This window comes from Paenibacillus oryzae, from assembly GCF_001675045.1.
In the GTDB taxonomy this organism is placed as follows: Bacteria; Bacillota; Bacilli; order Paenibacillales; family Paenibacillaceae; genus Pristimantibacillus; species Pristimantibacillus oryzae.
Genome location: NZ_LYPA01000065.1, coordinates 287293 through 301413, shown reverse-complemented (window position 1 = coordinate 301413; position 14121 = coordinate 287293). Strand labels below are relative to the sequence as shown.

Here is a 14121-nt window from a genome sequence, read left to right as displayed (position 1 = left end):
CGTTTGTCTTTCCGTTAATGTTATGTTACATTACTTTAATAACTTGATTAATAACTTTGTAAACGGATTTATAATTTATACGTTATATAAACTAACACATGGTTGAGGTGCTTAGATGAAAATTTCCACAGTCGATATTTTTAGGTTTGATCTTCCATTGAATCCGCCTTTTACGCATGCTTCTTCTGGGACCATTACCCATTTAAAAGAGGTATACGTAAAGATCAGCACTGAATGTGGCGCAACTGGGTGGAGTGAAGTTAGAGGCAACTGCGAATATGTGACCGGAGACACGCCTGAGAGAGTTGCGGCTGTCCTGGAGCATCGTATAGCTCCTTATTTGCTGGGCAAAAATCCGATGCAAAGAAATGCGCTAGTAAAAGGCATCGAAGGCCTGATTGAAGGGAACAGCGCCGCCAAAGCTGCAATTGATATCGCTCTGCTGGACCTTGCCGGCAAACATCTCGGCGTCCCGGCAGCCATGCTGCTAGGCGGAATCGTGCAGTCCAGCTTTGCCAGCGATGCTACCATTGCGTTTGGTTCGGTCGATCAGGCAATAAACGAGGCCAGGCGTTATCTGGACGCAGGATTTCGCATTATCAAGGTTCGCGTGGGACGGGACAGGCCGGGGGATCTTGCAAGAGTGGCCGCAGCGAGAGCTACCATCGAAGAATACGGACTCCAGAACGAGGTTTTGTTTTGCGTGGACGCCAATCAGGGCTGGAGCGTCAAGGAAGCGGCCCTTCGCATCAAGCAATATGAACCGCTTGGCGTGGAATGGATTGAACAGCCTGTGCCAGCGGCCGATATCGCCGGCCTCAAGCTGTTGAAGCATGCCAGCGCAATCCCTATCGTTGCCGATGAAAGCTGCAAATCCGTTAGCGATGTCGCAGCAATAGCCGCGGAAAGAGCCGCGGACATCCTGCATTTAAAAATCGTCAAGGCGGGGTCGCTTGCAGCCCTTCAGCAAATGATGGGCATCGCTGACGCCTTCAACTTGCCCGTCATGCTGGGACAGATGGACGAAGGCAGACTTGCAACTGCTGCCCTGTTGCATGCTGCGGCCGCTTCACATGCAAAGTATTTTGAAGTATGGGGCTTTCAGCGTGTTCGAGCCGAAGATGATCCCGCTTCGGACTTGAAGGTTGAAGGCGGGAAGGTTTATTTGCCTGAAGGCCCGGGCCTTGGCGTAGAGGTGGACGAAAGCCGTCTCGTCAAAATTGCTTCGGTTTCGAATAACGGGGTCGCTTAAAAGAAGCCTGTTATTTCCAGCAAGCCATAATTCCCGATAGGAATGTAATGTTAAACCGGCGGTATCCCCACAAAAAGGAGAAGGGGCTATCCGAGTAGTCTGTTGCGGTGAATAATGATTCAGCACGCCCGTCTGGTCCTCTCGTCCTCTCTGCTGAATAATAATTCATTCCATTTGACTTTTCGGACAGTCCCATTTCCGGATTGCCTCCTTACGTCTTTCGTCAAACCGGGAATTTGCATCCGGCTTCCTTTAGATGTAACCAATCAATAATGAGACAACACTTCCTTCACAACGGTCTCAACCTGCTGCAATGTCGCTTCAAAGCTGACGTCATCGCCGTTCCAGACAATCCTGTCGGCGGTCCCCAAATAAGCCTCGCCTAACTCAATTTCTTCCGCTCGGGCAATTCTTCGCTGGGCGTCCTCTGAATCCCCTCCACGGGCAAGCAAGCGCCGCTTGATGCTAGCTATATCCGCTCCTATATACAAAGCAAAAATATGGGAGTACCGCTCCTTCAAGGCAAGAACGCCCGCAAGATCCAAAATAATCGTCGCCGGCTGCCTGCTGGCTGCCGTCTCTTCGATGCTGGCAGCCAATGTCCCGTACAGCTCCCCATTATATCGCGTCCACTCCATAAACTTGCCGGCAGCTATGCCCTTTTCGAAAGCGGAATGGCTCATAAAATGATAATGTACGCCATCCTCTTCCCCTTCACGAGGTTTTCTTGTTGTTGCCGTAATCAGCTTCGGCACCCCGATGGCGGACAAGCTGGCTTGAATTTCCGTTTTTCCAGACGCCGACGGCCCAAATAGCGCAATCACTTTGCTCAAGCTATATCCTGCTCCCTTTTCCATAATATGTGTAGTATAATTTGACCAAGCTTGGTTATTCTCATTCCGCGAGGAGGCCGTTTAATGATTTTGCAAAAAAATACTCAAAATCCATTTTACAATGAAACTGATTCGGAACGGAAGGCCGACTTGCCCGACGCCAAAGCCAGAGTCTCCATTCGGGACGACTTCGAAAGAGATTACGGACGAATCCTTCATTCGGCCGCATTTCGCCGTCTGCAAGCCAAGACGCAAGTCATCGCGGTAAGCGAAGGCGATTTTCACCGCACCCGCCTTACCCACTCGCTGGAGGTTGCCCAGATAGCGCGCGGCATTGCCACATCGCTTAACGAAAATACGAATGTATATAATGGAAAAATCGATACATCGCTCATTGAAGCGGCTGCACTGGCTCATGATTTGGGGCATCCTCCGTTTGGTCATCAAGGCGAGCGCGCGCTTAATGCGTGCATGCGGCGTTTTGATCTGAACTTTGAAGGCAACGGACATACCTTTCGGCTTCTGACTGCTCTGGAGGGACATCATGGCTATGGTCTTAACCTGACGCGGGCGGGACTGCTTTCCATACTCAAATATCCGGTTCCAATGAAAATGCTGAATAATATCAGGGTGGAGGACAAACCGCCAAAAAGCAGTATTTTTGATGAGGATATGGCCGCTTTTCGATGGGTTTTGGAGCCATTCACGGAGGTGGAAATAAACTATCTGACCGCTTACTCCGGCATAAAAGAAGGCAAACATGGGACAACCCTTGCCAAAACGTTTGAATGCTCCATTGTGGAGCTTGCCGATGATATTGCTTATGCTACCTACGATTTGGAGGATTCCTTAAAGCTGCAATTGATTCCTCAAGAGGCTTTAAAGGATGTGTTGACGGATTGCAGCAAAAATTGCCCCGAGGGAATCGCCAATGCAATCAACCGTTTTCTTGAAGCTGGAGACACAGGCGACAATAAGTACAAAAACAAGCATTTATGCGCTGATTTAGTGTGGGGATTTATTAATCATGTTTCTATCGAGGAGGTTCCGTTCGATCAGGATGGACAACCGTTATTCTCCAATCGGCTCAAATACAGGGCGTTTGTTGACGAAGGGACGCGGACCTTGCTTGCAGGACTTAAGCAGCTGGTAATCACGCATGTCATTAAATCCCAACGAGTGCAAACCTTCGAATGGCGCGGCGGACATATCATTAAAAAGCTGTTTGACGCCATGATCCATGACAAGCATCTGCTGCCCCAGGATGAAAAAAGCCATTGGAGCGTGTCTTCCGACAACCACAATGCCCGGATTGTCTGCGACTACCTGTCAAGCATGACCGATAATTACGCCCTCAAAATCTATTCGCGCCTGTTCGAATCCGCCGGCGGAAAGCTGTTTGATATTTAACGGCTTCCAGTTGGGGAACAAAGCAAAATGGACAGACTCATTAGGCTTGCAGCAAAGGGAGCCCAGCCAGATTGCTTGGCTCCTTTTACCAAAAAGCGCTTAAATAAAAGATGGGAATTGGAACGTAAGGATATCCTTTAAAAATTACTCCATGCAGCCCAGGGCGTGTTTGCAAATCAGCCCTAGCCCAGACCCAGCTTTATCACTCGCCCGATGTTTTCCATTGTACGCTCGACATTGCGGGGACCCTCCTGCAGGAGCTGCTCCAGCTCCGCCGCACCGGGAACGATGCCAAATACCGCATCAATGCCTTCCCCGTAAAGTGAATCAATTCCTTCTCCCACATATCCCGCAATCGCAATGACGGGTATTCTCGCCTCCTTGGCAGCGCGGGCTACGCCATGCGGCGTTTTGCCAAATTTGGTTTGAAAGTCAATACCGCCTTCACCTGTGAACACAACATCGGCTTGCGCCAGCTTTTCACGCAGGCCGGAATAGTGAATGACGATATCAATGCCCTTTTGCAGGGAGGCCTCTGTAAAAATCAACAGTCCCGCCCCCAAGCCGCCTGCAGCCCCCGCTCCTGGAATATCTCTAACATCCCGTTGAAGCTGCTGTTTTGCGATCTCGGCATAATGAGCCAGATTGGCATCAAGAAGACCAGCCATCTCCGGCGTAGCTCCCTTTTGCGGGCCAAAAACATGTGAGGCGCCCTGCTCGCCGCAAAGCGGATTCGCTACATCGCAAGCAACGATAATGTCAACCTTCTTTAACCGCCTGTCCAGCCCAGAAACATCAATCGCTTCAAGCTCGCCAAGAGAGCCGCCTCCACGTTTAATAGCTGTGCCGCTGGCATCCAAAAACGACGCTCCCAAAGCCTCCGCCATTCCTGCACCGCCATCATTAGTAGCGCTGCCTCCTAAACCAATGATGATGCTGGTAACGCCATGCTCCAGGCAGGCTAGAATCAACTGTCCGGTACCATAAGATGTCGTAACGAGCGGATTGCGCTGCTCCTTGTTTACCAAATGAATGCCGCTTGCTGACGCCATTTCGATCACCGCTGTGCGGCCATCGCCCAAAATGTCGTAGCTGGCCATAACAGGCCTGCCTAGCGGGCCAATCACTTCCCTCTCATAAAGGGTTCCGCCCGAGGCATCCACTAGGGATTGCATCGTCCCTTCGCCCCCATCCGCCATCGGCACATGAATATAACGAGCGTCCGGGTATACTTTTCGCAGCCCTTTTTCCATTGCCAGACAAACTTCCTTAGCCGTCATGCTTTCCTTGAATGAATCCGGCGCCAACAGAAATGTTTTTTTCCCCAATTCAATCCCCCGCTCCATTGGATAATAGTATAAATCTTCACAGCTTCAATTGACCTCTTCCATCCTCTCCAGTTTCTCTTGCTGGTTAATAATGCCCGTACAGTTCGAATCAATAACCACAAAACATTCCCTGCACATTCCTTTTTCATTAATATCGTGGATTACGATGCTTTTTGCAACATATTTCACTTCATATGGAGCTTTAGTTGATTCCGTCACCAATGAAAAAGAACCACAAATAGCAAAGGTGGTCATAGAAGAAACCTTTTATGGAGAAGCACTCGACTCTGAGATCGAGAACAAGTTAAGCAATATGTCGTTTCTGACGGTCAGTCGCAAATAGAATATAATAATGACAGATTGGAAGTCCGTGTGAAAGGAATTCAAGGTGATTATACAGTGGAACAATTTAGAAAAATGATGGAAGATCAAATATAATCCATTTCCACAATCATCGTCATAGCTCGGCTGCACATCAATTTGAGGCAGGGCTTCAACAAAATAAAATACAACGATGAAAAAGACGGAAACCCTTTACTATCAAGAGTTCCCGTCTTTTTAAGTTATGCGGTAGAGAGGACTCGAACCTCCACGGGTATACACCCACTACCCCCTCAAGATAGCGTGTCTGCCATTCCACCACTACCGCATGTATAAATGTTGCTTATATCCTTCAATCCAGTTCATTCCGAGGGATGAAAAAAACTGGTGAGCCATGAAGGACTCGAACCTTCGACACCCTGATTAAAAGTCAGGTGCTCTACCAACTGAGCTAATGGCTCTCATGACTGGAAACGAACTCCATACAAGAGCTGCTTCTCAAAAGGTAAATGGTGACCCGTAGGGGATTCGAACCCCTGTTACCTCCGTGAAAGGGAGGTGTCTTAACCCCTTGACCAACGGGCCGTGTTCTTTATTATTTTTTCAGCAACGAAATTTATTATACTCGCCTGAGTTATGAAAAGCAAGCTTTTTTTAAAAAATTCATTACTGATTTATTTTGTTTATTATCTGCTTCACGACTTTAGGCCGTAAAAAAAGACCGCTTGATCGGCCTCTTGATCGCTGAGTCCTAAACAAAATTGTGGCGGAGAAGGAGGGATTCGAACCCTCGCACCACTTACGCAGTCTAACCCCTTAGCAGAGGGTCCCCTTGAGCCACTTGGGTACTTCTCCATGAGATGGCTCCCCGAACAGGACTCGAACCTGTGACAACTCGATTAACAGTCGAGTGCTCTACCAACTGAGCTATCAGGGAATAAATTAAAGTCACTTCCAATAATTTATCATGGCTTATCCGGAATGTCAAGCTGTATTAATTTTAGTTTTCCGCGGCAACGACCGCATAAATATCTGGAAGGATCAAGCCGGCGCTTGCGTAAATATTCCATTCCGCACGCAACACAAAAAAGCTTGTAGCGGAACGGCTGAGTTTTTTTCATTTTATCAGGCAAAGACTTGCAATATCTGGACCCGCCCACTCTTGCCAGCAACGCTTTAAAATCCTGATCCCGGTGACGGTAGCCCAACCCCATAATATGAAGATGATAATGGCACAGCTCATGCTTAATAATTTTTTCCGTCTCTTCCGCGCCGTAATGGCTCAATTGATGCGGACTGATCTCTATATGATGCGTTACGGTAAAATAACGGCCGCCGGTTGATTTAAGTCTCGCGTTAAATGTCGCTTTGTGCAGGAACGGCCTGCCGAAGAAATCCAGCGACACCCTTTCCACCCATTGCTGCAGTTCCTTATTCTCCATTGCTTCGTCTCCCCTTACTACTTGAATTGTAACGTCCCAATAGGCTACACTGTCAAGTAGAACTCATCAACCGTACACTTGCAGCAACCGGAAGGAGACCATTGTTGTTATGGCTACTATGCGTTATGTACTTATGCAGCAAAAGGAAATTATCTTTTTTGTCGAAATGCCGGCTTCACATGCCTACCAGTTAAGCGCACTTAATTTGCGGCTTCATAAGGAAATCGATAAGCTGACTGCAGAGCAGGTGCCAAGTCTGCCGTATGCTGTTGCGGAATGCGACAATGTTGATCTGCACGGGAATGCAGCTTCTATTTTGTCGGGGCTTCAGTATATTAATGAGCTGGAGCGCGACTTTTCAGGCATTCAGGAAAAGTCTTATCCGCTTATCTCCTTGCTTACTGAAATTCGTGCCCTGCAAGCACAGCTGGAGCAGTGGTATGAGGAAGCCGAAGAGGCATAACGTTTCTTATTGGACCTGCACAGCCGCCCCGTCTATGCCATATCGTAGTAAAACAACAGGTTAGGCTTACGGAGGAGGGGGATGCGTGTGCCGCAATGGCTGTGCAACCAACTGATACGGGCATTTCAGCAAAAGGACAGAAGGCAAATCAAGCTATTAAACGATTGCTGGTTTTTTTATCGGACCAAACAGGGTCTGAAGGAGCATGAGGGCGGAACCGTCATCAAATAACTGGCTACAGCCTCAAAAACACATAGAAAACCCGGTCTCCTGTTGTGTCAGGAAGTCCGGGTTTTTGCTGTTCAGGCCCCTATAGGCTTCTGATTGTTCTAGTTACTTTGAGTAATTGGGATCGTTTATCCCTTAAAAGAGTTTACATGAACAATTTGCTCCAGAGGCAGGCGAACAGTAGGATGTCCGGGCGCGGCCGCTTTTCCGATTGGCAGCATCAAGGTTGGCAGATAACGCTCTCCAATGCCGAACAGCTCTTTTACCGCATCTCGGTTGTAACCGCCCATTGGCACCGTGTCGTAGCCTTTGGCGCGCGCGGCCAGCATCAGCTGCATGGCAACCAGACCGGTGTCGAATATAACAATTTCTTTCAGACGTTCGGCAGGCAGCGAGGAATACATACGAAGAGAGTTTTCGGTCATTTGAGCTTTAACCTCTTCCGACATAAATCCGGCTTCAAAAGCCGCGCCATAAATATCTTCCGAGCGTTTATACATTTCAAGGTCGCCGAGCACAATAACAATCGCCGAAGCATCAGCCACCTGCTGCTGGTTAAAAGCAAGCGGGAGCAATTTCGCTTTCAGCTCGGGATCCGTTACAACAAGAAACCGCCAAGGCTGCATGTTGGAGGAAGATGGCGCCTTGGTCGCCATAGTCAAAAGCTCGTTAATTTCCTCTTGGGAAATAACAGCTTCAGTATCATACTTTCGAACGGAACGGCGTTCATTCAACACTTGAAAAAATGCGGGTCCCGCTTCTGTTGTCTCTTGTTGCACTTTTACCTCTGTGGACATATAAAAAACCCTCCTACACAGTAACTGTAATAATAATAAATACAGTATAAGAGGGTAGCGGAATATTGTCAATTAACTAACTTTTATGAACTAACTTTCTGCGGGCTAATCCGGCTTGCGCATCGTCAGCCCGACGCGCGCCTTTTTGATATCCACGCTGAGCACCCACACCGTTACGTTATCGCCAACGGACACTACATCCATTGGATGTTTCACAAAACGGTCGCTAAGCTGCGAAATATGCACAAGCCCGTCATTTTTGATGCCGATATCTACAAAAGCGCCAAAATCGATGACGTTCCGAACGGTGCCGTGCAGCTCCATGCCAGGCGTCAAATCTTCAATCTGAAGCACATCCGTATGAAAAATAGGCGGCGGCAGTTCCTCGCGCGGGTCGCGCCCCGGACGCAGCAGGCTGTCAATAATATCCCGCAGCGTTGGTTCGCCAACCTCCAGCCTGGCTGCCAAAGCCGGCACCTCGGCGCTCTGGAGAGCCGTACGGGCGGCCTCGCTGCCAATGTCCTTCAGCGATAGGTTAAGCTCCTTAAACAAGGCGTCCACCACCTGGTATGACTCCGGATGGATCGGCGTACGGTCAAGCGGATTGGCCGCATCCGGAATGCGCAGGAAGCCAATGCATTGCTCGTAGGATTTGGCGCCAAGACGAGGCACCTTCTGCAGCGCCGTCCGCTTAAGAAAACGACCGTTTTCTTCGCGGTATTTAACAATATTTTTGGCAATGGTAGCATTAACCCCTGCAACATAAGACAGCAAGGATGCCGAAGCGGTATTCACGTCTACACCAACATGGTTGACAGCCGATTCTACGACGCCGCCAAGGCTTTCGTCCAGCCGCTTTTGACTGACATCATGCTGGTATTGGCCAACGCCAATCGCCTTGGGTTCGATTTTGACCAGCTCGGCAAGCGGGTCCTGCAGCCTGCGTGCAATCGACACCGCGCTGCGCTCCGCGACATCAAGGGCCGGAAACTCCTCCTGCGCCAGCTTGGAGGCCGAGTATACGCTGGCCCCAGCTTCATTCACGATGATATATTTCAGCTCTTTCCCAGCTGATGCTCTACGCCTTCCGATCAATCCCGCGATAAACTGCTCCGTTTCCCGCGAGGCCGTGCCGTTGCCAATTACGATGAGGCTGACTCCGTATTTGTCTATCAGACCGTTGATAAGCTTTTCGGCCTCCGCTACCTTATTGTTTGGCGGCGTCGGATAGGATACCGCAACCTCCAGCAGCTTGCCCGTATCGTCAACAACAGCAAGCTTGCATCCCGTTCTGAATGCCGGATCGACGCCCAGCACAACTTGGCCTAGCACTGGAGGCTGAAGCAGCAGATTGCGCAAATTGACGGAAAAAATAGAAATGGCATGCTCCTCGGATTTGGCGGTTAGCTCACCCCGCACCTCCCTTTCAATCGAAGGAGCGATCAGCCGCTTGTAGGCGTCTTCAATGACGCTAACCAATACCTCGCGAATTGGAGCCGATGTTCCATTTTTGAGGAATCTTCTTCCAATGTATTCATGAATTCGCTCGGTCGGCGTTTCAAACGTTACCCGCAGCACTTCTTCGCGCTCCCCGCGATTGATGGCAAGAATCCGATGCGGAGGCAGCTTTTTCACCGGCTCCTGATAGCTGTAATACATTTCATAAACGGACTCGGCCTCCGCATTACGCGCTTCCGTACGAAGCAAGGATTGGTCAAACGTAAATTTGCGCACCCAGGAACGAACAGCGGCATCGTCCGCAATCATCTCCGCAATGATGTCCATTGCTCCTTGCAGCGCCTCCTCAGGTGTTGTTACGCCTTTACTTTCGTCTATGTACTTGCTTGCTTCCGATAGAGGCTCGCCCTGGCGAGGCTGAGACCAGAGCCAGGTCGCAAGAGGCTCGAGGCCGCGTTCCTTGGCCACGCTTGCGCGGGTTTTGCGCTTTTGCCTGTAGGGGCGGTACAAATCCTCCACCTCTTGCAGCTTAACAGCGGCGGTGATACCGGAGCGCAGCTCCTCCGTCAATTTGCCCTGCTCGTCGATCAGCCGCAGCACCTCGCGCTTGCGCTCCTCCAAATTTCGCATATATTGCAGCTTTTCCTCAACCGATCTCAGCTCATTTTCATCCAGCTCTCCAGTCATTTCCTTACGGTAACGGGCGATAAACGGAATCGTATTGCCTTCATCCAGCAAAGAAACTGCTGCATCCACCTTTTTGACCGGTATGGAAAGAGCCGATGCTATCGCAGCTATAATGATTTTATTTTCGGCCTTTTTCTGCTCCTCGCTCAACTTGGCGCCGGCATTTCCTTCTTCGTGCTCCGTTACCGGAATCTGCATTTTTGCATCTGCCACGCTATTGCACCATCCTTTATTCGTTAACCTGTATATGGATTGTTGGCCATCTCAAACCCGATGGTTGTACGTCCGCCATGCCCGGGATAAACAATCGTTTCGGGAGGCAGCGCATACAGCTTGCTGCGGATGCTGTTGTACAGGTCTACTTCGCGTCCGCCCGGCAGATCCGTACGTCCCACGGACAGCTTAAATAATACATCCCCGGAAAAAAGATGGTTGCCGTGCAGGAAGCTGACGCTCCCCGGCGAATGCCCTGGCGTATGCATTACTTTAAAGGTCAAACCCAGCAATTCCAGACGTTGACCATCTGCTAGACTATATTCGGCTTCATCGGTGGAGAGCGGAGGCGTTACATCCTGCCAGCGCATGGAGCCGTTTTTCCTGGGGTCTGTCAGCCAGTCGCTCTCCAGGTCATGAATGTATACGGGGCAGCCAGCCGCCTTCCGAGTCTCGTCTACACCTCCCATATGATCAAAATGGGCATGCGTAAGCAAAATGGCCTCTACCTTCATTCCAGCTATTCTCGTCAGCAGCCGGGCCGGATTCATGCCGGGATCTATAATGACGGCCCGCTCCGTGTCGCCATCCTGAACCGATAATAAATAAGCATTTGTCTGCAAGGGTCCCAGTGTAAACGTTTCGACCTTCAATTCAGCGCCGCTCACCTTAAAAGGACTCCAGCAGCTTGCGAAGCTCTTGCACGATAAAAGCCTGATACCCCGGACCTTCGCCGTAACGAGCCATTATTTCCTGGCGAGTCTTTGCCAGATTATCCTGGTAATCCGCCGCTTCGCGGTCAGGGTTATCCCTCTTGAACGCAATCATCGGCTCCTGCACGTGAGCAGGTCTTGGCCCCCAGGTTCCAAGCACTGCCCCGCCTGTATCCGCAAAAATAACAACCGGAATCGAGCGTCCTCCCATGGTCAAAAACTCGTCCATCGTATCGAGATGCTCTTCCATGATCAGCACCTCGGTAGGAATACCGCTAACCTCCAGCGCTCCAAATACAGCAGGTACGTTACGCACAACATCGCCGCACCATTCCGCCATTAAAATCAGGCAGCGTAAATCATCGCGATTGTTAAGCGATTCGAAATATTCGCGGTCTTCAGCCGTCGGCCATTGGAAGGCCTCCATCCACGCCACGAACTGCTCCTTGTTTTTGTTCATGCCGTCCAGAAATTGCTGCGGACTGATTCCTTTGCCTAGTACATTTGCTACACTTTTAGCCATATGTATCCCTCCATGATATCCGTACTTTTTGAACTGACACTCCTATTATACTCAAAACTTGCGCGCCCTGCGAATATAGAGGACAAGCACCACAACCGCTACAAGGATGCCGATTACCAAAACAACATTGGAATAAAGGTCCATAAATTCGACGATGGAATGCCAATTATCTCCAACTGCCGACCCGATATACACAAGCAGAGTATTCCAGATCAATGTACCGAGTGTTGTAAACAGCAGAAACGGAACAAGCTTCATATTGGACATGCCGGCAGGAATTGAAATCAGGCTTCTGACGATGGGAACCATCCGGCATAAAAAGACGGCCCAATACCCATATGTGTCGAACCATTTGTCCGCCTTGCGAACATCCTCTTTTTTAACTCGAAGCAGACGGCCCCACCGGTCAATGAGCTTTTCCAGGCGCTCTACTCCAAGCATTCGCCCGATGTAGTAGAGAACAACCGCGCCAAGAAGCGAACCAAGCGTTGCAACCGTCACAACGCCAAGAGGCGTCAAGTTGGTATTCGTCGTCATAAATCCGCCAAAGGTCAAAATGACTTCGGACGGAATCGGAGGGAACAGATTCTCCAATGCAATCATCATTAAAATGCCAAAGTAGCCATACTGCTCCATAAAATCCGTTATCCAGCTTTCCATTCCCAACCTCCGCCATTTTTTTCAATCCGATTAGCTTTTTACATGCCGGTACACACTGCTAAAATCCTCTTGTTCAACTAAAGCTCTATTGTTCAGCTTGTATAAAGCCTTGCTTCTGCATTTTACCATATCCGCGAGATCCTCTTCCAGCTTGGCATGCTTGGACAAGTCGGCGCATATGCTGTTTCTAAATCCTATTGCTAAAGAGGTGGCAATCATGTCCAAAGTTTTTGTAATTAAAAAAAAGCAAATCCAGCTTGCAATTGCTGTTGTTGCCCTCATTGCGGTTTGTATCGTTTTTTTAAGCTGGCGCGGAGGGGGCAGTCAGGAGGTTGCCGGACAAGCCAATGAGCCTCGCGTCTTCGAGCTGGTTACCGGGGAGTTCAAATCGGAGGCTGCGGATGGCAAGGTGACAGAGGTCTATTTGTGGGCGCCAGGAACTATCGTCGTCAACAAGGGCGAGCTTACTCAGCTCAAAATTCATGGCACAAGCGGCGACACGCATCCCTTTGTCATCGAGGATTTTGGCATATCCGGAGAAGTGCAAAACGGCAAAGTAACTACTATAACCTTTACGCCCGACAAAAAAGGGATTTTTCCGATCCACTGCATGACACATACGGACATGCAAAACAGCGGCCCGATGGTGGGGTATATTGTGGTTCAGTAGCTTGTGGTTTAGCGGCTATGAATAGGTAACCGCCCTCTTTCCCTCTGCATACGATGAGGTAGGAAAGGAGGCGGTTATTTTATGAAACTGCCTGACGCCAAGCATGCTTCCAGCTATCCCTCCGCTCGAAAAATCCGCCGCTCCTGCAGCAACGAGCTTTATCGCACCGCCAAGCGACTTAAAGTATGGATTTCTTCAGATAAAATGGACCAGGCCGAAAAATTGTACGTCAAAAAAGTGATGCTGAAGCTGCAGTGGATTTATGAAAACCGCAGCAATAAAAAAGCTCAATGCGACTGGTGGGACGAACAGGTCAGCGCGGAGCTTGCCGAGCTATGGGGAGTGGATAGGCTTAAGCTTTGCGAGGCGTTCCGGGATGCGTATGGGGGATAAGGTTTTCGACAGCTATAAAACCAGGAGGCGCAGCCGACCATTTCTCACGGCTGCGCCTATGCATTGCATTAAGTGATTTTGTCAGTCACACTTTTCTGCATCTACTTCTTTATCTCCTTGAGCCTGTCCACCGAAACCGTCTTGGTGTTTACGGGATTGTTTCCCACAGTGACCGTAGCCATCCCATTGGCTTCGTCGACGTTCTCAATCCATACGGAATCGTTCTCCAATTGAACCGCATACGTATCGCTGGATTCGTAAATTTCCTTTGCACGCTCTATGTTCATGTTAATCCTCCTGTTCACTAAGCTCCGTCATCGTGTCCGTTGTTGTTTCATCAATCAAGCCGTTGTGAAGAGTAACCGTTCCCCCGCCGAGCCCCTCATTAACCATACGATCGATGTCCATATCGTATTGCTCACGTCCTTCGTGCCTCAGATCCACCATTCCGGGCAAGGGTTGTCCCGAAACTCCCGGCTGGAGCCCCCTTATTGTTTCCTGAGTAAGCACATCCGGCCTACTTACCCTGTCGCCAAGTACAGCAAGCTGCTCCTCGCTGATGGGATGCTGCCCCCATTCAAGCGAGCTTGAAGGTGCAGGGATGCTGCTATTTTTTGATGTTTTTTTCTCATTCGACATTTTTATATTGCCTCCTTTTCAGAAGATCAGCCTTACAGTTCTCCCCATCCCTTCATTCCTCGCATCGAGGCATGTTTATGGAGACGGAGAG

Annotated in this window: 17 protein-coding genes and 5 tRNA genes; 6 read left to right on the top strand and 16 right to left on the bottom strand. The window is 49.6% G+C overall.

Annotated features, from left to right (window positions below; genetic code table 11):
* Positions 1-115 precede the first annotated feature (115 nt).
* Positions 116-1252, top strand: a complete 1137-nt coding sequence (locus A7K91_RS17280; RefSeq protein ID WP_068684941.1) for a mandelate racemase/muconate lactonizing enzyme family protein — start codon at positions 116-118, stop codon at positions 1250-1252.
* 266 nt (positions 1253-1518) lie between these two features.
* On the opposite strand, the gene A7K91_RS17270 is transcribed toward A7K91_RS17280, so the two are convergent.
* Positions 1519-2076: a guanylate kinase gene (locus A7K91_RS17270; protein WP_245697619.1), complete on the bottom strand. Its 558-nt coding sequence runs from the start codon at positions 2074-2076 to the stop codon at positions 1519-1521.
* A gap of 93 nt (positions 2077-2169) precedes the next feature.
* Here A7K91_RS17270 and A7K91_RS17265 point away from each other — a divergent pair, with 93 nt between their 5' ends.
* A complete protein-coding gene (locus A7K91_RS17265) occupies positions 2170-3495 on the top strand; it encodes an anti-phage deoxyguanosine triphosphatase (protein ID WP_068684935.1) in 1326 nt (441 codons plus the stop codon).
* Between the two features lie 182 nt (positions 3496-3677).
* Here A7K91_RS17265 and A7K91_RS17260 read toward each other — a convergent pair whose 3' ends face one another.
* The 8 genes from A7K91_RS17260 to A7K91_RS17225 form a co-directional block, all read right to left on the bottom strand.
* Positions 3678-4823, bottom strand: coding sequence for a glycerate kinase family protein (locus A7K91_RS17260; protein ID WP_068684933.1), 1146 nt, complete (start codon positions 4821-4823; stop codon positions 3678-3680).
* Positions 4824-4868: 45 nt separating this feature from the next.
* Positions 4869-5078, bottom strand: coding sequence for a hypothetical protein (locus tag A7K91_RS17255; protein WP_068684931.1), 210 nt, complete (start codon positions 5076-5078; stop codon positions 4869-4871).
* 311 nt (positions 5079-5389) lie between these two features.
* A tRNA-Leu gene (locus A7K91_RS17250) sits at positions 5390-5472 on the bottom strand.
* A gap of 57 nt (positions 5473-5529) precedes the next feature.
* A tRNA-Lys gene (locus A7K91_RS17245) sits at positions 5530-5605 on the bottom strand.
* A 49-nt stretch (positions 5606-5654) separates the two neighbouring features.
* A tRNA-Glu gene (locus A7K91_RS17240) sits at positions 5655-5729 on the bottom strand.
* 179 nt (positions 5730-5908) lie between these two features.
* A tRNA-Ser gene (locus A7K91_RS17235) sits at positions 5909-5999 on the bottom strand.
* A 6-nt stretch (positions 6000-6005) separates the two neighbouring features.
* A tRNA-Asn gene (locus A7K91_RS17230) sits at positions 6006-6081 on the bottom strand.
* Positions 6082-6109: 28 nt separating this feature from the next.
* Positions 6110-6586, bottom strand: a complete 477-nt coding sequence (locus A7K91_RS17225; RefSeq protein WP_068684929.1) for a SprT family protein — start codon at positions 6584-6586, stop codon at positions 6110-6112.
* A gap of 109 nt (positions 6587-6695) precedes the next feature.
* On the opposite strand from A7K91_RS17225, the gene A7K91_RS17220 reads away from it, so the two are divergent.
* Together A7K91_RS17220 and cmpA are read left to right on the top strand one after the other, a co-directional pair.
* On the top strand, positions 6696-7049 hold the full coding sequence (locus A7K91_RS17220; protein WP_068684927.1) for a hydrolase/acyltransferase: 354 nt from the start codon (positions 6696-6698) through the stop codon (positions 7047-7049).
* An 87-nt stretch (positions 7050-7136) separates the two neighbouring features.
* Positions 7137-7280: a cortex morphogenetic protein CmpA gene (gene cmpA / locus A7K91_RS26490; protein WP_156739610.1), complete on the top strand. Its 144-nt coding sequence runs from the start codon at positions 7137-7139 to the stop codon at positions 7278-7280.
* A 125-nt stretch (positions 7281-7405) separates the two neighbouring features.
* Here the strand turns inward: cmpA and A7K91_RS17215 are convergent, their stop codons facing one another.
* The 5 genes from A7K91_RS17215 to A7K91_RS17195 all read right to left on the bottom strand — a co-directional run bounded on the left by A7K91_RS17215 (position 7406) and on the right by A7K91_RS17195 (position 12328).
* Positions 7406-8074, bottom strand: a complete 669-nt coding sequence (locus tag A7K91_RS17215; protein ID WP_068684925.1) for a nitroreductase family protein — start codon at positions 8072-8074, stop codon at positions 7406-7408.
* 105 nt (positions 8075-8179) lie between these two features.
* The gene (locus tag A7K91_RS17210; RefSeq protein WP_068685229.1) at positions 8180-10417 is read right to left on the bottom strand and encodes a Tex family protein; all 2238 of its coding nucleotides are present in this window, start codon (positions 10415-10417) and stop codon (positions 8180-8182) included.
* A 38-nt stretch (positions 10418-10455) separates the two neighbouring features.
* Positions 10456-11100, bottom strand: a complete 645-nt coding sequence (locus A7K91_RS17205) for an MBL fold metallo-hydrolase (RefSeq protein WP_068684923.1) — start codon at positions 11098-11100, stop codon at positions 10456-10458.
* Position 11101: 1 nt separating this feature from the next.
* The gene (locus tag A7K91_RS17200; protein ID WP_068684921.1) at positions 11102-11668 is read right to left on the bottom strand and encodes a thioredoxin family protein; all 567 of its coding nucleotides are present in this window, start codon (positions 11666-11668) and stop codon (positions 11102-11104) included.
* 51 nt (positions 11669-11719) lie between these two features.
* The gene (locus A7K91_RS17195; RefSeq protein WP_068684919.1) at positions 11720-12328 is read right to left on the bottom strand and encodes a DedA family protein; all 609 of its coding nucleotides are present in this window, start codon (positions 12326-12328) and stop codon (positions 11720-11722) included.
* A gap of 217 nt (positions 12329-12545) precedes the next feature.
* On the opposite strand from A7K91_RS17195, the gene A7K91_RS17185 reads away from it, so the two are divergent.
* Both A7K91_RS17185 and A7K91_RS17180 read left to right on the top strand, forming a co-directional pair.
* Positions 12546-12998 carry a cupredoxin domain-containing protein gene (locus A7K91_RS17185; RefSeq protein ID WP_068684915.1) on the top strand — a complete coding sequence of 151 codons (453 nt, stop codon included), beginning with the start codon at positions 12546-12548 and terminating at the stop codon, positions 12996-12998.
* Between the two features lie 81 nt (positions 12999-13079).
* Positions 13080-13391, top strand: a complete 312-nt coding sequence (locus A7K91_RS17180; RefSeq protein ID WP_068684913.1) for a dehydrogenase — start codon at positions 13080-13082, stop codon at positions 13389-13391.
* Positions 13392-13492: 101 nt separating this feature from the next.
* Here A7K91_RS17180 and A7K91_RS17175 read toward each other — a convergent pair whose 3' ends face one another.
* Complete coding sequence (locus tag A7K91_RS17175; RefSeq protein WP_068684911.1) at positions 13493-13678, bottom strand: H-type small acid-soluble spore protein; 186 nt, start codon at positions 13676-13678, stop codon at positions 13493-13495.
* Between the two features lies 1 nt (position 13679).
* Positions 13680-14030, bottom strand: a complete 351-nt coding sequence (locus A7K91_RS17170) for a hypothetical protein (protein WP_068684909.1) — start codon at positions 14028-14030, stop codon at positions 13680-13682.
* Between the last annotated feature and the right edge of the window lie 91 nt (positions 14031-14121).